This is a genomic window from Citrobacter sp. RHBSTW-01013 (genome assembly GCF_013781985.1).
GTDB lineage: Bacteria > Pseudomonadota > Gammaproteobacteria > Enterobacterales > Enterobacteriaceae > Citrobacter > Citrobacter braakii.
Window position 1 is genome coordinate 706,004 of sequence record NZ_CP056185.1, and the last position, 18,317, is coordinate 724,320.

Genomic DNA, 18,317 nt, shown 5'->3' on the forward strand with positions numbered 1-18,317 from the left:
CGGAGGTACTTTTTACATTAAATGATGATGAGGATTTATGTCGGGAGATCAAGAGTTCCCCATACATGTGTTCCCCGCGAGGGTGGGAAATGCAATTTATGAGATAGTACAACATACTCATGCACCGCTTCCCATGGTTGCAGCAGAGATGCTTGGCGTTATATCTCTTGCTTGTCAGAACAGAATTGATGTTTGTAGATTGAATAATCTGCGTAGCCCTACATCGCTGTTTATTGTGACAATCGCGGAATCTGGGGAACGGAAGAGCACGGTAAGTAAGTTGTTAATGAAGCCCATTTACCAACTAGAGGAACGGCTATTTGACCTATATAAACAAGAAATAATTAAGTGGCGGTATAACGTAAAGATTTTCAAGGCGGAAGAGAAAGCTTTGATGTCAAAACTGAAGTCAGAGATCCGTGGTGGCAAAGATCCAACCATAACACGTGAAAGTCTGAGTATGCTGCAAGATAGTTATCCTGTAGAGCCTGTCAGATATAAGTTGACGTTTAATGATACCACACCAGCGGCGATAAAAGAGTATCTCTGTGGTGACTGGCGATCAGTTGGCATTTTATCAGATGAGGCTGGGACCATATTTAATGGTTATGCATTAAATGAATTGCCGTTTGTAAACAAAATGTGGGATGGCGCAACCTATTCAGTCGAAAGGAAAAACGCACCTGAGAGGTTAATAAAAAATGCCAGATTGACATTATCCCTACAGGTTCAGTCTGTAGTTATCAATAGATATATTGAAAGAAAAGGGGATATAGCAAAAGGGATAGGATTTTTTGCTCGTACACTTATTTGTCGTCCCTTTTCAACACAAGGATATAGACAAATAACTAATCCTGTTGTCTCAAGTGAACATTTGCCTGTGTTCCATGAGCGATTAATGGAGATCGTCAATGAGAGTATCGAAAACAAAGATGAACGTATTTGCCTTCATTTCTCGCCAGAAGCAAGACAGAGATGGATTGTATTTTATAATCAAGTTGAAACAGAAATGCGGTTACTCGGGTTTCTTTCAGACTTTAAAGATTATGCATCTAAAATCGCTGAAAATATGGCAAGGATTGCTGCATTATTACACTATTTTAATGGTGATGAAGGGGATGTATCACTTACCGCTGTTGAAGCTGCTATAGAAATAAGTGCATGGTACGTAGATGAGTATATAAAATTATTTTCCAAACAACAGGAGCTAGATATGGTCAATACAGATGCAGATGAGCTTTATTGGTGGATAAAAGAATATTGCAATCAAAATCTTTTACCATATATGAGGAAGAATACCATACTGCAATATGGGCCTAACCGGTTCAGGGACCGCGGTAAAGTAAATGAATTATTAAGCACTCTTTATTCTCAAGGGAAGATAAAGGCTGCTAAAAAAGGAAAAACTATCTTTATACAGGCGATGGATACCTGGGGGGTTTAATGAAGTAAAAAAATACCATCGATATACTTGCTTGTTCTAACTAATTGCAGAGTTATTTTGGAACTGCCACCGCAGGCAGGTGATAGCTTTTGCCTAAATTTAAATGTTGGAAAGGTAATATATATTTATTTGATAAATCACTCACAACATATCCCTGTGAATAGCAGGGATATTAAAATCAGAGATGTATGATGAAACTTTACCAAGGTACTCATGGCGATCATATTCTCGCTTACAGAGATAAAATTGCTCTGACAGTCAGTAATGCTATCAATCAGTTTCCACGTACTATGGCATTAAGAGCGGATCTTCATTACCCACCTATTTTAGATAATGGTGATACGGTATGCTGTTTTCCTAACCTTGAACCCGGTGCAATATCACGATTTCTGGATTCGATGAAAGCGATTTTGGAAGCACATGAACATCGCAGAAAGTTTGCTGGGATCAGAGTCAATAAGAACGTTGTACGTAATGTCTGGGCAAGAGAATACTCAAAGAATGGCAAATGCCATTTCCACATTTGCTTGTTCTTTAACAAAGATGCTTACTACCATCTGGGGCATCTCAAACATAGTGGTACACTTAGCAATCTGATAGTCAGGGCGTGGTATAGCGCTCTCGGCTTGGAACTTGAAGATTGTCGTGAAATTGTACATTTTCCGGACAATTGCAGGTATGTGCTCAACGTAAACGATCCTGATTTTGACATCATATACAATGAGTTGCTTGAACGACTGGATTACTTGACCAAGCTTGATACGAAGGTATTTGGTGAGGGAGATAGAAGTTTCGGGTGTAGTCGGGGATAATTTTTACTGCAATGGCCTTTCTTATGCGAGAAAGGCCAAATCAAACCAGATAACGTTAATTATTTAACTTATTCACTTACTGCAATCTGCGCTTCGGACAAAAATATAGCATCCAAAATTTTTGTAGATTGTAGTAGCTTGTCAAGAGCTGTTTGCAATGGAAAAAATACTTCATGTTCCACTGGAAACTCACCATGCTCTTTCCAGCACTCAGTGAGTAAATTAGGTTTAATCGTGACAGGTAGGAAATAGTTACCTTTCCCTTGTTCCAATAGCCCTAGTGTCTGCAGTTGCTCACGGTAGGATTGTTGAACATTACTCGCATAACTAGCAATCTTTTTGACTCCACCAAAATACCCGGCATTCAATTTAAACTCAAAACCAAACAGCCCCTGCTCGGTTCCCGTACCCGTCAGGACGGCTAAAATATAATCATTTCCTTCAGTAACAGTCGAACTGTTTTCAAACCAATATTTGCAGTTAACGCCTTCAATGACCCAAGCTGGATGGGCCAGCCAGCAATAATCCTGATGTTCATAATTTGCTTTACCTACCCAGCTGTTGTCTTTCATAAATCGTTCAACACACTGATCAAAGCTTTTCCAGAAGGCAGGGCTTAAATGCTTTTCAAAATAAACAACAGCTTCGTTAAACATCTTTAGTTGCGAAAGAATCAGTATACCGGCGGCTTTGTTGAATAAATCAGATTTCGGGTAAGTCTCCCCCGTAGCGGGTTGTGTTTTCAGGCAATACGCACGCTTTCAGGTATACCTGCTTTCGTCATTTTGTTCAGCGCTCGTACCAGGGCCATAGCCTCCGCAACCTGACCATCGTAGTCACGCAGCGTCAGTGAACCCCCGAACAGCTGTTTTACCCGGTACATCGCCGTTTCCGCTATCGAGCGACGGTTGTAATCTGTTGTCCATTTCCACCGCGCATTACTCCCGGTCATTCGCTGATTAGCCACTGCACGGTTACGGTCTGCATATTCACCGGGCCAGTAACCCGCACCTTTTCGGGGAGGGATAAGCGCGCTGATTTTCTTACGCCGCAGTTCATCGTGACAGAGCCGGGTGTCGTAAGCGCCGTCTGCCGATGCTGCCCTGATTTTTCTGTGAGTCTGCCGGATAAGACCCGGGAAGGCTTCTGAGTCCGTCACATTATTCAGCGACAGGTCTGCACAGATGATTTCATGTGTTTTGCTGTCAACTGCCAGATGCAACTTTCGCCATATACGACGGCGTTCTTTGCCGTGTTTTTTGACTTTCCATTCGCCTTCACCAAAGACCTTCAGCCCGGTGGAATCAATCACCAGATGCGCGATTTCACCTCGGGTGAACGTTTTGAAACTGACATTAACCGACTTTGCGCGCTTGCTGACACTGGTGTAATCCGGGCAGCGCAACGGAACATTCATCAGTGTAAAAATGGAATCAATAAAGCCCTGCGCAGCCCGCAGGGTCAACCTGAACACGCGTTTAATGACCAGAACGGTGGTGATGGCGAGATCAGAATAGCGCTGAGGTCTTCCCCGTGATGAAGGCGTTGCCGACTCATACCAGGCCTGAATAGCTTCATCATCCAGCCAGAAAGTTATGGAGCCACGGTTGATGAGGGCTTTATTGTAGGTGGGCCAGTTGGTGATTTTGAACTTTTGCTTTGCCACGGAACGGTCTGCGTTGTCGGGAAGATACGTGATCTGATCCTTCAACTCAGCAAAAGTTCGATTTATTCAACAAAGCCCCATTTGGCGTGAAGGAGAGTTTTCGGTTACTAAAAGCGAGTTGTTTTAAAAGTATTCAAATGCTAAGTTAATGAAATTAATTATAGAATTTTGCTTACGGTTAAGCCTTTCGTCGTATTGGTTTTTTCAGGGCTGGCGGGGCGCTGTCTTATTTGTCCTTTAAGATTTATTTATTCTTCGTGCGCTAAGCGTCCATTCGATAATTTCGATGAATATATCCCCTGTTTGCCCTCCTCTGGCCTGGCGACATGGTGTACGCTCCTGGCAACGCTGAACTCAGAATATTTATCCAGTCACTCTATTTTTTAAGAGCAGTAAACCTATGACTACAATAAAGAACCGTCGTTTACGTCCGCGTGCGCATCGTTTTGCTCTTGAGTCTCGCCAGCTTTTTGATGGAGCCGCTCTGGCTGAAACCGCCATCCATGAGGCATCGGCAAGCGATCTGGTGCACCATGAAAGCGCCACCGAACCCGCGAAGGCGCTGGATATTCCCCACGCCGCCACAGCCGACGCCGCAAGCGAAAAACCGGGCAGCGCCGCCAGCGAAGTCTATGTAATAGACCAGCATATCTCCGGCTGGCAGTCGCTGGTGGACCAGGTGCCGCAGGGCAGCCAGGTGGTGATTATCGATGAAAACAGCTCGGGTCTGAGCCAGCTTGCCGACGCGCTGAAAGGCGAAACCAATATTTCCGCCATTCATATTCTGAGCCACGGCGCGTCCGACACCATTACGCTTGGCACCGATGTGCTGACGGCGGACAACCTCTCGGCGTGGTCTTCACAGCTCAGCGCTATCGGCGCAAGCCTTAGCGACAGCGGCGACATCCTGCTTTACGGCTGCGACGTCTCCGCCCAGGATAACGCCTTTATCACCCGCTTCGCCGAAGTGACTCAGGCGGACGTGGCGGCCTCCAGCGACATGACCGGCAGCGCGGCGCTTTCCGGCGACTGGGTGCTGGAAAACCATACCGGCAGCATTGAAGCGAAAACCTTCGCCTTTGATTACGACGGTCTGCTGGCCGGGCCGGAAGTCACCGCGCCGGAAAAAGGCATCACCGTCGCCGAGCCGAGCAGCCTTAACGCCGCAGGCGCCGATACCGCCACGCTCAGCGGCTGGCAGGTCAGCACCACGGACGCCAGCGAAACCGTCATCGTCACGGTGAGCCTGAGCAACAGCGCCATCGGCAAACTCAGCGACAGCCAGACCAGCAACGCTTCGCTGACCATGACCGGCACTGCCAGCGAAGCGCAGGCCTGGCTTAACAGCATCACCTTTACCTCCGCTGACGTCGAGCTTGGCAACACCGCCGCCAGCGGCAAGCTGGACGTCACGGTGCGCGACAGCGCGGGCGTCAGCACCAGCAAATCCATCGATGTGACCGTGACCCCGTCGAACGACCCGGTAAGCGTGGCCGACGCCACCCAGAACGTGCCGGAGATCGAATCGGGCGGCAGCGTCATCACCACCGTGACCCTTAACGCCATCGATGCGGAAGTAACGGCGGGCACCCAGCAGCCCGTGCAGATTGTCTATGATCTGACCGACCCGCCGCAGTATGGCTATCTGACGCTGAACGGCGACCGGATGGGCGTCGGCTCTATCTTTACCCAGCAGGATTTGATCGACGGCAAGGTGAAGTATGTCCACACCGCCACGGGCGCAGACCAGAACGCCGCCGACGGCTTTACGGCGGTCATCAACGACGGCGCGACGCCGAAGGCGCAGTCCGATACCGTCCACGTCACGCTGAACATTACCCCGCAGAACCAGGCGCCGATCCTTAGCGGCAGCGGCGTGGTCTTTGAAGGCCAGCCCAACAATGCGGTCAACACCGGCAACGTCGGCCAGTATATAGAGGCGGACGGCGGCGGCGATCCGGGCGACACAACGCTGACTCTCACCATTACCGCCCTGCCGACCCACGGCACGCTCTGGTTTAACGGCGTCGCCGTCACCGTCGGCCAGACCTTTGACTATGCCGATCGCAATCTGCTGACCTATGCTAACGACGGCAGTGAAAACCAGGGCACCGACAGCTTTGGCGTACGCGTCACCGACCAGGGCGGCGGCACCGGCGTGCCGGCCAGCACCGACGGCACCATTACCCTGACCGTGCGCCCGGTGGATGACGACCCGACTCTGGACAACGTAACGCTGCACGCGCAGGTGGACGATCTGGCGAACGCCGTCACCCTTACGTCTGCGATGATCGGCGCAAGCGACGTGGATTCCACCGATAACCACCTCAGCTTTATCGTTGACGACAGCAAGCTCACCCACGGTTACCTGACGCTGGACGGCTACCGCCTGCAAAACGGCGGCACCTTCACCATGCAGGATATCGTCGACGACAAAGTGCAGTACGTGCAGTACGCCAGCGCCAGCGCGTCGGGTGACACCGACAGCTTCAACTTTGTGGTGGTGGACAACACCGCTGCGCTGCGCTGGAACGCCGACGGCACGACCTACAGCCGCATCGGCGGGGTGTACACGCCGGGCACCGAAACGCTGACCAGCTTTACCTTTACCATCGGCCTTGCGGTGGTCACGGGCGGCGGTCCCGGCACGATCCCGGATCGCGTCACCACCATCACCAACCGCGACTCCACCTGGGCGGGCGTGGACTTCACCTCCGGCAACGCCCGCGGCGAAGTAGAAGAAGGCGGCACCCTCGTGCTGAACGGCACCAGCGGCGACTTCTCAAGCGTGCCGGGCCTGAGCTACACCGCCACGGGCGTGGACGCCTCGCAGGTGGTCTATACCTTCCTCGGTTTCTCGAACGGCGCAAGAGGCGGCGAGCTGCAAAAAAATGTCGGCGGCAGCTGGGTGACGCTCGGCGAATATGCCACCTTTACGCAGGCCGACCTCGACAGCGGCAATATTCGCTTCCAGCACGACGGCGGAGAGACCTTTGTCTACGCCGCGGCGTTCTCTGTCTCGGCGGGTCTGACCACGCTCGATGCCAACGGCAACCCGGTGACCAATATCTGGACGCCGACGCTGAACATCTACGTCACGCCAGTGAACGATCTGCCGGTGGTGACCGGCTCCTCCTCCACCGTCATCGCCGAAGGCGAAACCGCTTACCTGACCACCGGCCAGATAGCGATAAGCGACCCGGACGACGCCAACAGCGGCAACGGGCTGGAAGAGAGCGCGACGATCAAAGACGGCAGCGCCAGCGCCAACAATTACGCCTATAACAACGACGCGACCGGCGCCAACGCCCTGACGTTCACCATCAAAACGCTGCCGGACGGCTGCACGCTGCAATACTACAACGGCTCGCAGTGGGTTGACGTTACCGTCGGCCAGACGCTCAACGCCTCGCTGCTTACCGCCAGCGCCTCGACCACCGGGCTGCGCTTCGTCAGCGACGGCTCGGAAGTGCGCTCCACCACCTTTACCGTATCGGCCACCGACCGCTGGGGCGCCACCTCCGCCAGCGACGCGACGGTGAAAATCCAGATAACTAACGTCAACGACGCGCCGCAGATCGCCAAAGACCCGACCCAGGCCGACCCGACGGTGACCGCAGGCTCGCCGAACCTGATTGGCGGCACGCCAGTCAACAACCCGCTGTACGTCACCGAAGGAAGCTATGGCCAGCTAACCAGCGCCATGCTGCAAGCCTACGATTCCGACAGCAGCTCAATGCAGCTGCAGTACACCATCACCGGCGCGCCGACCCACGGCACCCTGGCCTATTCCAAAGATGGTGTGAACTTCAGCCCCATCGGCAAAGGCTCCTCCTTCACCCAGCAGGATGTGGCGAACGGGTACATTTACTACCTGAACGACGGCACCGAAGGCAGCGGCAACAGCGAACCCGCCACCCCGGACGATAAGTTCACCTTCACGATTTCTGACGGCGACAAAGAGCAGACCGGCAACGCGTTCTGGATCTACACCCGCCCGACCGACGACGCGCCGGAAGTGACCGCGCCGTCGGGCATCAAGAACATCGCCAGCGCCACGGCGACGAGCAACGCCCTGCCGGGCTTCTCGGTCAAAGATGGGGATCTGACAGACTGCGTGACCGATGGCGAGAGCGATTATTTGCAGGTGACCGTGCGTCTGCTGCATGCGGACGGCAGCGCCTTCGTGGCCAGCGAATACAGCGACGTGACCCTGGGTTACGCGACCGGCAGCGGCGCGACGATCTCTACCGCCCACGGCGGCCAGCACGACTATCTGGTCTTGAGCGGCACCCGCGCCCAGGTGAACGCGGCGCTGGCGGGCCTGACGGTGACCTTCAGAACCGACCGCAACGCCACCTATCAGGTGCAGACTATCGCCGATGACCGCCTGCGCGACGCAAGCGGCACGCTGACGGCAGGCGCTAACGGCGGCACGCTGAACCAGCCCGCGACGCCTGGCAGAGGCGCGGCGGCCACCGCCGTCGACGCCACCGAGTACAACTGGTACAGCGCCTCCGTACCGGAAAAAAGCGGCAACCTGAGCGCGGCGTCCGTCACCATTCGCGCCTCGGAAATCAACGATCCGGGCACGCTGACCGTGACCAACCTGGACCGTACCGTTTATGAAGATCAGGCAAGCTTTATCGGCGGCAATATCGTGGTGCAGGACACCGAATCCGCCGCCTTCGGCACGCCGGTGACCGTCACCATCACCGCGCCGTCCGGCACCCTCGGCATCGGCGGCGCGGACGTGAACACCAGCGCCACCGCCAGCGCCGCCGGCAGCCAGCCGGTTACGATTTCCGGCGACAACTCCGGCACGCTGACGCTGACCGGTCGCGCCAGCGACATTGAAGCGCTGCTGAACGACGCGGCGCTCGGCCTCACCTGGCAGAGCGGCGCCAACGTCAACCACGACCTGAACGGCGCAGCGGCGGGCGATGTCACCATCACCCTGCATCTGGACGACGGCGACTCGCATATCGGCGACACCGTGCAGGCCGACCCGGCCGACCAGACGCTGAACCTCACCATTGTGCCGGTGAACGACGCGCCGGTTGTCTCTGCAACGGGCGGTACGGTTTACCTCAACAGCGATCCGGCGGTAGTCGACGGCACCAAAGTCGGCGGCTTTGTGATTTCCGACCCGGATTACACCGACGGCGAAACCGATTTTATGCAGGTGACGGTGCGCATCACCGACGCCAGCGGCGTGCCGCTGACCGCCGCGCAGTACAGTAACGCCGGCGTATCCGACATCACCATTAGGGAAGGTGCGAATAAGCAGGTCATTTCTTCCCAAGCTGACTCGCTGATTAAAATTTCGCGGATCTGGGCCGATTTTTTTCCCGCAAACACATCGAATCAGCCTATTTAGGCTATTTTTTCCACCATTTCTGGCGTTATTTCCGGTTTTTACTGAGATCTCTCCCACTGACGTATCATTTGGTCCACCCGAAACAGGTTGGCCAGGGTGAATAACATCGCCAGTTGGTTATCGTTTTTCAGCAGCCCCTTGTATCTGGCTTTCACGAAGCCGAACTGCCGCTTGATGATGCGAAACGGGTGCTCCACCCTGGCACGGATGCTGGCTTTCATGTATTCGATGTTGATGGCCGTTTTGTTCTTGCGCGGATGCTGCTTCAAGGTTTTTACCCTGCCGGGACGCTCGGCGATCAGCCAGTCCACATCCACCTCGGCCAGCTCCTCGCGCTGTGGCGCTCCTTGGTAGCCGGCATCGGCTGAGACAAATTGCTCCTCTCCATGAAGCAGATTACCCAGCTGATTGAGGTCATGCTCGTTGGCCGCGGTGGTGACCAGGCTGTGGGTCAGGCCACTCTTGGCATCGACACCAATGTGGGCCTTCATGCCAAAGTGCCACTGATTGCCTTTCTTGGTCTGATGCATCTCCGGATCGCGTTGCTGCTCTTTGTTCTTGGTAGAGCTGGGTGCCTCAATGATGGTGGCATCCACCAAAGTGCCTTGGGTCATCATGACGCCTGCTTCGGCCAGCCAGCGATTGATGGTCTTGAACAATTGACGGGCCAGTTGATGCTGCTCGAGCAGGTGGCGGAAATTCATGATGGTGGTGCGATCCGGCAGGGCGCTATCCAGGGATAATCGGGCAAACAGGCGCATGGAGGCGATTTCGTACAGGGCATCTTCCATGGCACCGTCGCTCAGGTTGTACCAATGCTGCATGCAGTGAATACGCAGCATGGTCTCCAGCGGATAGGGCCGTCGGCCATTGCCCGCCTTGGGATAAAACGGCTCGATGACAGCGGTCATATTCTGCCATGGCAGAATCTGCTCCATGCGGGAGAGGAAAATCTCTTTTCGGGTCTGACGGCGCTTAGTGCTGAATTCACTATCGGCGAAGGTGAGTTGATGGCTCATGATGTCCCTCTGGGATGCGCTCCGGATGAATATGATGATCTCATATCAGGAACTTGTTCGCACCTTCCCAAGCTTACCGGTGTTAGTGACATAATCGATCAGCAGATCTATATCGCCTTTGTCTGCGTTCAACAGCAGTTGAACCAACGCGTCATCACCCTGGATATCTATCTCACTCATGAAAATACCTCTGCCATATTCGTCACCAAAATCTTTTAAAACCCGCGCATCCCATTGATAAACGTTTCAATCACATTGCGCACACGGTCGTAGACACGTGCCCGCACGTTCTTGCGTTCCAGAATCTTCGGCGTCCAGGTTAGCGTTTCTGCCACTTCATCCTCTCGCGGCATCACGTCGGTAAAGAGGTAGTTATCCAGTAAGCCGGTCAGTTTGATCGAATCGAGTCGCTCTTCGCTACACAAGGCTGCCAGCGCCTTACCTTTTTCCTGTTCGACATAAGCTTCAAACACCTGAGTGATATCTTCGTCATGCGAGGCATGCAGCAGGCTTTTTTCAATAAAGTTATCGATAAGCTCACGTTTACTGCGCAGCGTGACGTCGCTGTCGACAATATCCATGATCTTTTTCTTCTGCTCCTGCTGTTCTTTTGGCGGCATCGCCTGAATGCCAGCCAATAGACGCAAAATGTAGCCGACGTTAATTTCGTCGCGATGAATCAGCGAGACTTCAAAATCCACGTCTTCAAGAATCGAGACTTTCTCCTTGCTGGAGTGTTTTTTCACCTTGTCGTGGATATCGAGGTACTTACTGGTGAAATCCGCCAGCGTCTGGTCCGATAGCGGTTTAGCCGCATCATCAAAATCGGCAAAGCTTTCGAGAATGTTTTTCAAACGCATCACATCGCGGAATGCCGTTACAAATGCCAGCTGTGCTTCCTCATCTGGCAAATCGTCCACGCTTTCCACCGTTGGCGTCAGCGTTAACAAGCGATCGACAGCGTTCTGATAATCCCCGAAGTACTCCTCAAAGGGTTTGACCAGCACCGTAGAAGAGGCATCTTTATTCGAGAACAAGGCAATAGCATCGTCGGTGGCTTTCTTCAGATTGCGGAAGCAGACGATATTCCCGTGGCTTTTCTTCTCGTTGAGAATGCGGTTGGTGCGGGAAAACGCCTGTACCAGGCCGTGAAAACGCAGGTTTTTATCGACGTACAGCGTGTTCAGCGCCGGGCTGTCGAAACCGGTGAGGAACATATTCACCACCAGCAGAATATCGATGCCTTTCTCTTTGGTGCGCTGGGCAATATTTTTGTAGTAATTGTAAAAGCTTTTTGAGTCATTGGCCGAGTAGCTGGTGCCATACAGCTCGTTATAATCCTCGATAAAACTATCCAGATGATCACGACTTGAGGTGTCAACTTTAGCCCCTTGCGGCAGGCTAATATCCTCTTCATCCAGCAGACCGTTTACCGCCTCTTTATCACTTTTGTCGGCTTCATTGGCGGCGTATGTGAAGATGGTGGCAATTTTTAACGGCTTGTAGTTAGCATCCGCCGCCTGCAGTGCGGCCTGCTTGCCTTTAAAGAGTTTGTAGTAGGTGATCAGCATATCGACTGACCCGACGCAGAACATCGCGGTGAACTCGCGATTGCGGGTCTTGGCGTTATGATGAGCAAGGATATAGTCAGTGATTTTGCCCAACCGGATATCGCTTTCCATCACCTCTTTGGTGTCGATATCCTCAACATCAATATCGATCTCATTGCTGCTCTCTTTACGCTTGTAAGTACCGACATATTCCACGGCAAAGCGCAGTACGTTTTCATCCCGGATGGCGTCGACAATCACGTATTTATGCAAGCATTTATCGAACAACAGTTCGGTGGTCTGTTTGACACCGTTGGTGATATTGACGTTATCGGCAAAGATTGGCGTCCCGGTAAAACCAAACAGCTGTGCGTTCTCGAAGAAGTTCACGATCGCTTTATGCGTATCACCGAACTGGCTGCGGTGGCATTCATCGAAGATAAAAACGATGCGTTCTTTTCGCAGATGTGCAAGCTGCGCTTTATACCCTTCATGGGTGATGGCATTATTCAGCTTCTGAATGGTGGTCAGCGTCAGTTTGGTGCTGCTTTGCTTGAGATGTTTTATCAGCGTACTGGTGTTGTTGGTGGTATCCACGCTGTCTTTCGCAAAGCCGTTGAACTCTTTCGCCGTCTGATAATCCAGATCCCGGCGATCGACCACAAAAATGACCCGATCCACTTCCGGCATCTCCATGATCACCTGGCTGGCTTTAAATGATGTCAGCGTTTTACCGGAGCCGGTGGTATGCCAGATATAGCCGTTCTCCGGCCGCCCTTGCTTGTGGAGATTCTCTTTCACATGGCGGATCATCGCCTCACAGGCATAAAACTGGTACGGGCGCATCACCATCAGGCACTTACGGGTTTCGTTCAGCACCGTGTAGTGGGTGATCATTTTTGCGATGTGACAGACCTTCAGAAATGCATCTGTGAATTTTTCCAGCGCTTTGAGCGGGTTATTCTTTTCATCGGTCCAGAAGAAGGTCTGTTCGAAGTGGTTAGCACGATTGTTAGCGTAGTATTTGGTATCCACGCCATTGCTGATAATAAAGATCTGCACATACTGGAACAGGCCGCTGCCGACCCAGAACGCATCCCGATGGTAGCGATCGATCTGGTTGAAGGCCTCTTTCAGTCCCAGACCGCGACGCTTAAGTTCGATCTGCACCAGCGGCAGGCCGTTGATCAGCAGCGTGACGTCGAAGCGGGTTTTACGCGTGTTTTGCTCGGCGTTGAACTGCTTCACCTGGCTCGCTACCTGAAATTCGTTCTGGCACCACTCCTCTTTATTGATAAAGCTGAGCCACTTCTCGGTGCCGTCATCACGCAATAACTGGTAGCGATCACGCAGAATTTTGGCGCGATCGATGACTTCATTACCTTTTGTCAGGTGCAAGAAAATACGGTTAAATTCGCTGTCCGTTAGTGGGGCTGATTCCAGTCGGTTATGGATTTCAATCTGCTTGCGCAGGTTGGCTTTCATACTGGTTTCGTCAGTGACATTCACCCGTTCGTAGTGCATGCCTACCAGCTGTTCCACCAGCTGCGTTTCTAACTCGTATTCGCTTTGCGTTGCCATCAGTGTGTAGTGCCTTTAGTTATTGTGCAGGCCCGGAGTCGGTCGGGCTGCACGATTATTATATAAACATTTGCTGGAGCAAGCCTTGCTTCCAATTTTTTAATTTATCTAGTTCCGCTTTTTTTGCGGATATTTTTTCATCGATAGCAGAAAGGAAGTTGGCTATTTTGCTTTGTTCTGCCTCAATAGGTTGAGATACTGGAAGGGCAAAAAAGTCTGCTCCAGAAATATTCATACGGTCATGTCTGGCACCACTATTAGCGACACTTTTCATATAGTCATGCCAAACTGAACTTTCAAAAAAATATTGGTAAAACTTCAATAATCCTTTTTTAAAACGAAATACCGTATACAAAGGAGACATCACGCCCTGGATTAATTCATTCATTTTTATAGGGCCAACCGGAGCTGTTGCAGATATTCTTGGGTTGTATATAAAATCACCAACACTAACTACATAATATCCTTGTAAGTTGCTTTCAGTTACAATCTCTCTTTCAAAGTAACTATCTTGTCTAACTATGCCTTGTGTCGCAGAGTTAGTTAGTACTACGTTGACCAAACCCTCTCTATTTTTAATATTAACTTTAGAAGCTATTTCTTTTAAATCTACATATTTCCATTCTGGGTAACCCTCCCCATTTTCATCCTTAAACCGCACTTCCTGACTAAAAATCTTCTGCATCATTCCTTTTTTGTACTGGCATAGCAGGTTGTACTGCTTGTTCAGTAGCGCCATTTTTTCATCAACAGAGGATAAGAAATTAGCAATTTTTTCTTGCTCTCTAATCTCAGGAAAAAATGCAGTGACCTTCCCAAGAGAATCCTGTCCAATGTTATACCTTGTACTACCACCACTTCTCTGAGTTATATCTTTTCTTAACGCATCAGTCTTCAACTGATAATTTAAAAAAGTGCTATTTATGTTAATTAACGGTCTGCCTCTTATCACAAAACCTCCAAACAAAACAGTTTTGGAGTCAGCGTAGACGTTAGTTTGCCCAACTTCATCTCTAGTTTCTGAACTTCTTTGAAAAAGAATGTCCCCTTGCATTACTTGATAAGATGATATTTGATCATCAGTTGCGCCCACGCTTTCATTAATAACATCATAAGTTATTTTATCGTTATTGATAATATCCAGTACATTGATAAACTTAACACCTTTACCATACATTTCCTTGCTGGCATTAAGTCCATTCTTAAATGAAAAAATACTATCTAATTTTTTTACCGCCCAGTTTTTATTGAATCCTTCGAAACGTAGCTTCGGCACCATCACTTATCTCCCTCCACCACTGCAAACGGCGTGTCAATCCCCAGCTCCTTACAGAACCCGGCAATGGTCTTATCAATCTCTGCCACTTTCTCTTCCAGATCGCGAATTTCCTGCGCCACAGCGTTGAGATCAATCTCTTCTTCAGCTTCAAAAGTATCGACATAGCGCGGGATATTGAGGTTGTAATCGTTGTTACGGATCTCTTCCAGCGTTGCGATATGACTGTATTTCTCAATCGCTTTCCAGTCGTTATAAGTATCGGCAATCTTATCGATATGTTCCGGCAACAGGCGGTTCTGAGTTTTCACCTTTTCAAAGTCATTGCTGGCGTCGATAAACAGAATGCTGTCGTTGTGCTTGCGGCATTTACGCAGTACCAACACACAGGTCGGAATGCTGGTGCCGTAGAAGATATTGGCAGGTAGGCCGATCACCGCATCAATGCAGTTCAGCTTCTCAATCATAAACTGACGGATATGGCCTTCCGCTGCACCACGGAACAAGACTCCATGAGGCAATACCACCGCCATGGTGCCGTCATCTTCCAGGTGATGGAACATATGCTGTACAAACGCCATATCCGCTTTGCTGGAAGGGGCCAGTTTGCCGTACTGGGCAAAGCGGTCATCGTTCATAAACAGCGGGCTGGCGCTCCACTTGGCGGAGAACGGTGGGTTAGCAACGATAGCGTCAAATTTCAGATGCGTATGCTGCGGGTGCTCCAGCGTATCTTCCTGAATGATCTCAAAATCCGCATAGTGTACCCCGTGCAGGATCATGTTCATACGTGCCAGGTTATAGGTAGTACGGTTCATCTCCTGACCGTAGATTTTACCTACCGACGAGGCTTCACGTTTTACGCGCAGCAGCAATGAACCCGAGCCACAGGTAGGATCGTAGACGTTTTTCAGCTTCAATTTGTGGGTGGTGACGATTTTAGCCAGCAGGGTGGAAACCGGCTGTGGGGTATAGAACTCCCCGGCTTTCTTACCTGCGCCTGAGGCGAACTGGCCGATCAGGTACTCGTAGGCATCCCCCAGAATGTCGGAACTCGCTTCGCTCAGGTTAAAGCTCAGTTTGTCGAGTTCAGTGACGACTTTGCCGATCAATTCGTTTTTTGCTTTCGCCGTGTTACCGAGCTTGCTGGAGCCTAAATCAAGATCTTCAAACAGGTTGCTGAAGTCATCCGCGGAGTCGGTACCCAGCGTGCTCTGTTCAATGCTGCGTAGGGTAGTCGCGAGGTCTTCCAGAATAAAGCCGGTACCTGTGCCTTTGGGGTCTTTAGCCACACGTTCTGCCATGGTGTGGAACAGATCCGTTGGCGGCAGGAAATAGCCTAAGGTCTGGACACTGTCCTCTTTTACCGCATCAACGATATCCTGATAAGCGGGATGTTCCGCAGTCAGTTCGTTGTACTGAATGCTATCTTCCGCCAGAATTTTGTTCGCATACGCGACAAATTTTTCTGACAGGTATTTGTAGAAGATAAAACCTAGGCAGTAGTCGCGGAATTCATCGGCATTCATCTTACCGCGCAGGGTATCGGCGATATTCCACAGGCGGCCTTGCAGTTCACTTAAATTTTGCGCTTCAATCTGGGGAGACATAGTTGTTCCTGTTGTTTTTCTTCGTCACGAAAGAGTGACGTAATAAGTCAAATCATACCACCGAGCAGGCTCAGGATCTGTTGTTCACTCAGGGCGGCAATTCGCTGCTGATAAAAGCGTTTTTCTCGCGCCGCCAGATAGAGCCCTCCCATCGCTTTTTGCTGTGCGAGTGGCGGGAGGGTAACGGTAAAATTTTTCAGTTCATTAACCGCGATACGCTGTACGACGGTAGAACCCTGGGTGGTCTGAATCCGCTGACGTCGTCCCTCCGGGCTTTCATTGAAATGCCAGAGGAACCACGCGGCATCAATCCGACTGGTATCAACATCCACTTTGACGTAGTTATTACCTAAAATACGTCCGGCATTTTCGGTGCTCACGCGAACCGCCTTGCCATGAATCAAGCTGATGACAACATCTCCTTTCTGCGCCAGCACAACATCCTGATGCGTTTTCACCCACTGTTCTTTCTCGGCTGACACAATAGCTGACTGCCAGTCATCTACCAGAAACTGTTCGGTCGCATAGAAACGAAATGCGGACCCATCTGCGCTTTCCTGGATACGGCTGATGTGCGAGCCTGCCGTAAACGTAGCTATTTCCTTGTAGGTGAGCAGCATTCAAACTCCGAATAAAGATAAATTACATATGCTTTGTGCGGTGTAGCATACTCATGCCGAATAGATTAAATCAAGTAATTTAAATTTATTACACGCGATCGTGATCAAATTTTTTCTGGTAAGAATAGCGTTATATAGTGCTCAGATATCAGGTTGAACACTAAAAAAATCATTCATAACTTCAAGTTTTAAAGCATGAGAACTGACCTGCTCCCCGTTGATTAGTACACCCCGATGTTAGTAATGTCTTCATAAGCCACATGAGGACATCCCCATGAAGAAGCGTTTTTCCGACGAACAGATCATCAGTATTCTCCGCGAAGCCGAAGCTGGGGTATAGCCCTGGTTTTGTTAATAAGACACCTGCACTCTAAAATTTTTCAGACATATATCATTTCCATGAACGCAACATCATTACGGCGAATTCCTCAAGGATTCGCCTTTTTTGTTTTATTTGTCTCAGGAGATGTCATGAGAAATCGGGAAGGCTTGCATTCGCTGCAGAACTCACTTTCTGGGTTACCGCAATGGGTGTCTGAACGCATTTTGCACCAGGTAAGCCAGTTAACCAGTTATGAACCAATGGTCGGCATTATGGGCAAAACCGGGGCTGGTAAATCCAGTCTGTGCAATGCTCTGTTTGCCGGTGAGGTATCGCCGGTCAGCGATGTAGCAGCCTGTACCCGTGAGCCACTGCGTTTTCGTTTTCAGGTTGGAGGGCGGTTTATGACACTAGTGGATTTGCCTGGTGTCGGGGAAAGTGGCGCACGTGATACCGAATATGCTGCTCTTTACCGTGAACAGCTTCCTCGCCTCGACTTGGTACTGTGGTTGATCAAGGCTGATGACCGGGCGCTGTCAGTGGATGAGCACTTTTATCACAAGGTGATTGGCGAGGCATACCGGCATAAGGTGCTGTTTGTTATCAGCCAGTCGGACAAGGCTGAACCCACCAGCAGAGGAGAACGATTATCCACAGAACAGAAACAAAACATCAGCCGTAAAATCTGCCTATTGCATGAGTTGTTCCAGCCCGTGCATCCGGTGTGTGCCATTTCAGTTCGGGCTAAGTGGGGACTGCGGGTGATGGCCGAGCGGATGATTAAGTGCCTGCCGCGTGAGGCCAGCAGCCCGGTGGTGTCGCAACTGAAGCCCTCCTTTCGCACACCGACAGTCCAGAAAAAAGCGCGTGACGATTTTGGTGAAACGATCGGCACGGCGCTGGATGCGGTAAGTGCCCTGCCGTTGATACCGGCTCCGGTGAGGGCAGTCATACGCGCGGTGCGCGATACCGTGGTGTCGGTTGCCCGGGCCGTCTGGAATTTCTTCTTCTGAACGTTTAACGATTGTCTGTTCTTT

At 50.9% G+C, this 18,317-nt stretch carries 12 protein-coding genes; 4 read left to right on the top strand and 8 right to left on the bottom strand.

Annotated features, from left to right (window positions below):
• Window positions 1-37 precede the first annotated feature (37 nt).
• Window positions 38-1,444, top strand: a complete 1,407-nt coding sequence (locus HV350_RS03510; protein WP_106105424.1) for a YfjI family protein — start codon at window positions 38-40, stop codon at window positions 1,442-1,444.
• A gap of 191 nt (window positions 1,445-1,635) precedes the next feature.
• Window positions 1,636-2,256: an inovirus Gp2 family protein gene (locus tag HV350_RS03515; RefSeq protein ID WP_025798974.1), complete on the top strand. Its 621-nt coding sequence runs from the start codon at window positions 1,636-1,638 to the stop codon at window positions 2,254-2,256.
• Window positions 2,257-2,324: 68 nt separating this feature from the next.
• Here HV350_RS03515 and HV350_RS03520 read toward each other — a convergent pair whose 3' ends face one another.
• Both HV350_RS03520 and HV350_RS03525 read right to left on the bottom strand, forming a co-directional pair.
• Window positions 2,325-2,912 carry a hypothetical protein gene (locus HV350_RS03520; protein ID WP_181629798.1) on the bottom strand — a complete coding sequence of 196 codons (588 nt, stop codon included), beginning with the start codon at window positions 2,910-2,912 and terminating at the stop codon, window positions 2,325-2,327.
• An 86-nt stretch (window positions 2,913-2,998) separates the two neighbouring features.
• Window positions 2,999-3,922 (bottom strand): IS5 family transposase, encoded by a 924-nt coding sequence (locus HV350_RS03525; protein WP_346267098.1) that lies wholly within the window; start codon window positions 3,920-3,922, stop codon window positions 2,999-3,001.
• Between the two features lie 400 nt (window positions 3,923-4,322).
• On the opposite strand from HV350_RS03525, the gene HV350_RS03530 reads away from it, so the two are divergent.
• Window positions 4,323-9,302 (top strand): cadherin-like domain-containing protein, encoded by a 4,980-nt coding sequence (locus HV350_RS03530; protein ID WP_249418026.1) that lies wholly within the window; start codon window positions 4,323-4,325, stop codon window positions 9,300-9,302.
• Between the two features lie 38 nt (window positions 9,303-9,340).
• Here the strand turns inward: HV350_RS03530 and HV350_RS03535 are convergent, their stop codons facing one another.
• The 6 genes from HV350_RS03535 to HV350_RS03555 are packed head-to-tail and all read right to left on the bottom strand — an operon-like array spanning window position 9,341 to window position 16,958.
• Window positions 9,341-10,321, bottom strand: a complete 981-nt coding sequence (locus tag HV350_RS03535) for an IS5-like element ISKpn26 family transposase (protein WP_000019450.1) — start codon at window positions 10,319-10,321, stop codon at window positions 9,341-9,343.
• A gap of 45 nt (window positions 10,322-10,366) precedes the next feature.
• Complete coding sequence (locus HV350_RS26800) at window positions 10,367-10,501, bottom strand: hypothetical protein (protein WP_256435588.1); 135 nt, start codon at window positions 10,499-10,501, stop codon at window positions 10,367-10,369.
• Window positions 10,502-10,536: 35 nt separating this feature from the next.
• Window positions 10,537-13,452, bottom strand: coding sequence for a type I restriction endonuclease subunit R (locus tag HV350_RS03540; protein ID WP_181544011.1), 2,916 nt, complete (start codon window positions 13,450-13,452; stop codon window positions 10,537-10,539).
• Between the two features lie 58 nt (window positions 13,453-13,510).
• Window positions 13,511-14,731, bottom strand: a complete 1,221-nt coding sequence (locus HV350_RS03545) for a restriction endonuclease subunit S (RefSeq protein ID WP_106105427.1) — start codon at window positions 14,729-14,731, stop codon at window positions 13,511-13,513.
• Window positions 14,731-16,338, bottom strand: a complete 1,608-nt coding sequence (locus HV350_RS03550) for a type I restriction-modification system subunit M (protein WP_106105428.1) — start codon at window positions 16,336-16,338, stop codon at window positions 14,731-14,733. The genes HV350_RS03545 and HV350_RS03550 overlap by 1 nt, the downstream gene beginning before the upstream one ends.
• 47 nt (window positions 16,339-16,385) lie before the next feature.
• Window positions 16,386-16,958: a restriction endonuclease subunit S gene (locus HV350_RS03555; protein ID WP_094169381.1), complete on the bottom strand. Its 573-nt coding sequence runs from the start codon at window positions 16,956-16,958 to the stop codon at window positions 16,386-16,388.
• A gap of 471 nt (window positions 16,959-17,429) precedes the next feature.
• Here HV350_RS03555 and HV350_RS03560 point away from each other — a divergent pair, with 471 nt between their 5' ends.
• Window positions 17,430-18,293, top strand: a complete 864-nt coding sequence (locus tag HV350_RS03560; protein ID WP_106105429.1) for a GTPase family protein — start codon at window positions 17,430-17,432, stop codon at window positions 18,291-18,293.
• The last annotated feature ends 24 nt before the right edge of the window (window positions 18,294-18,317 follow it).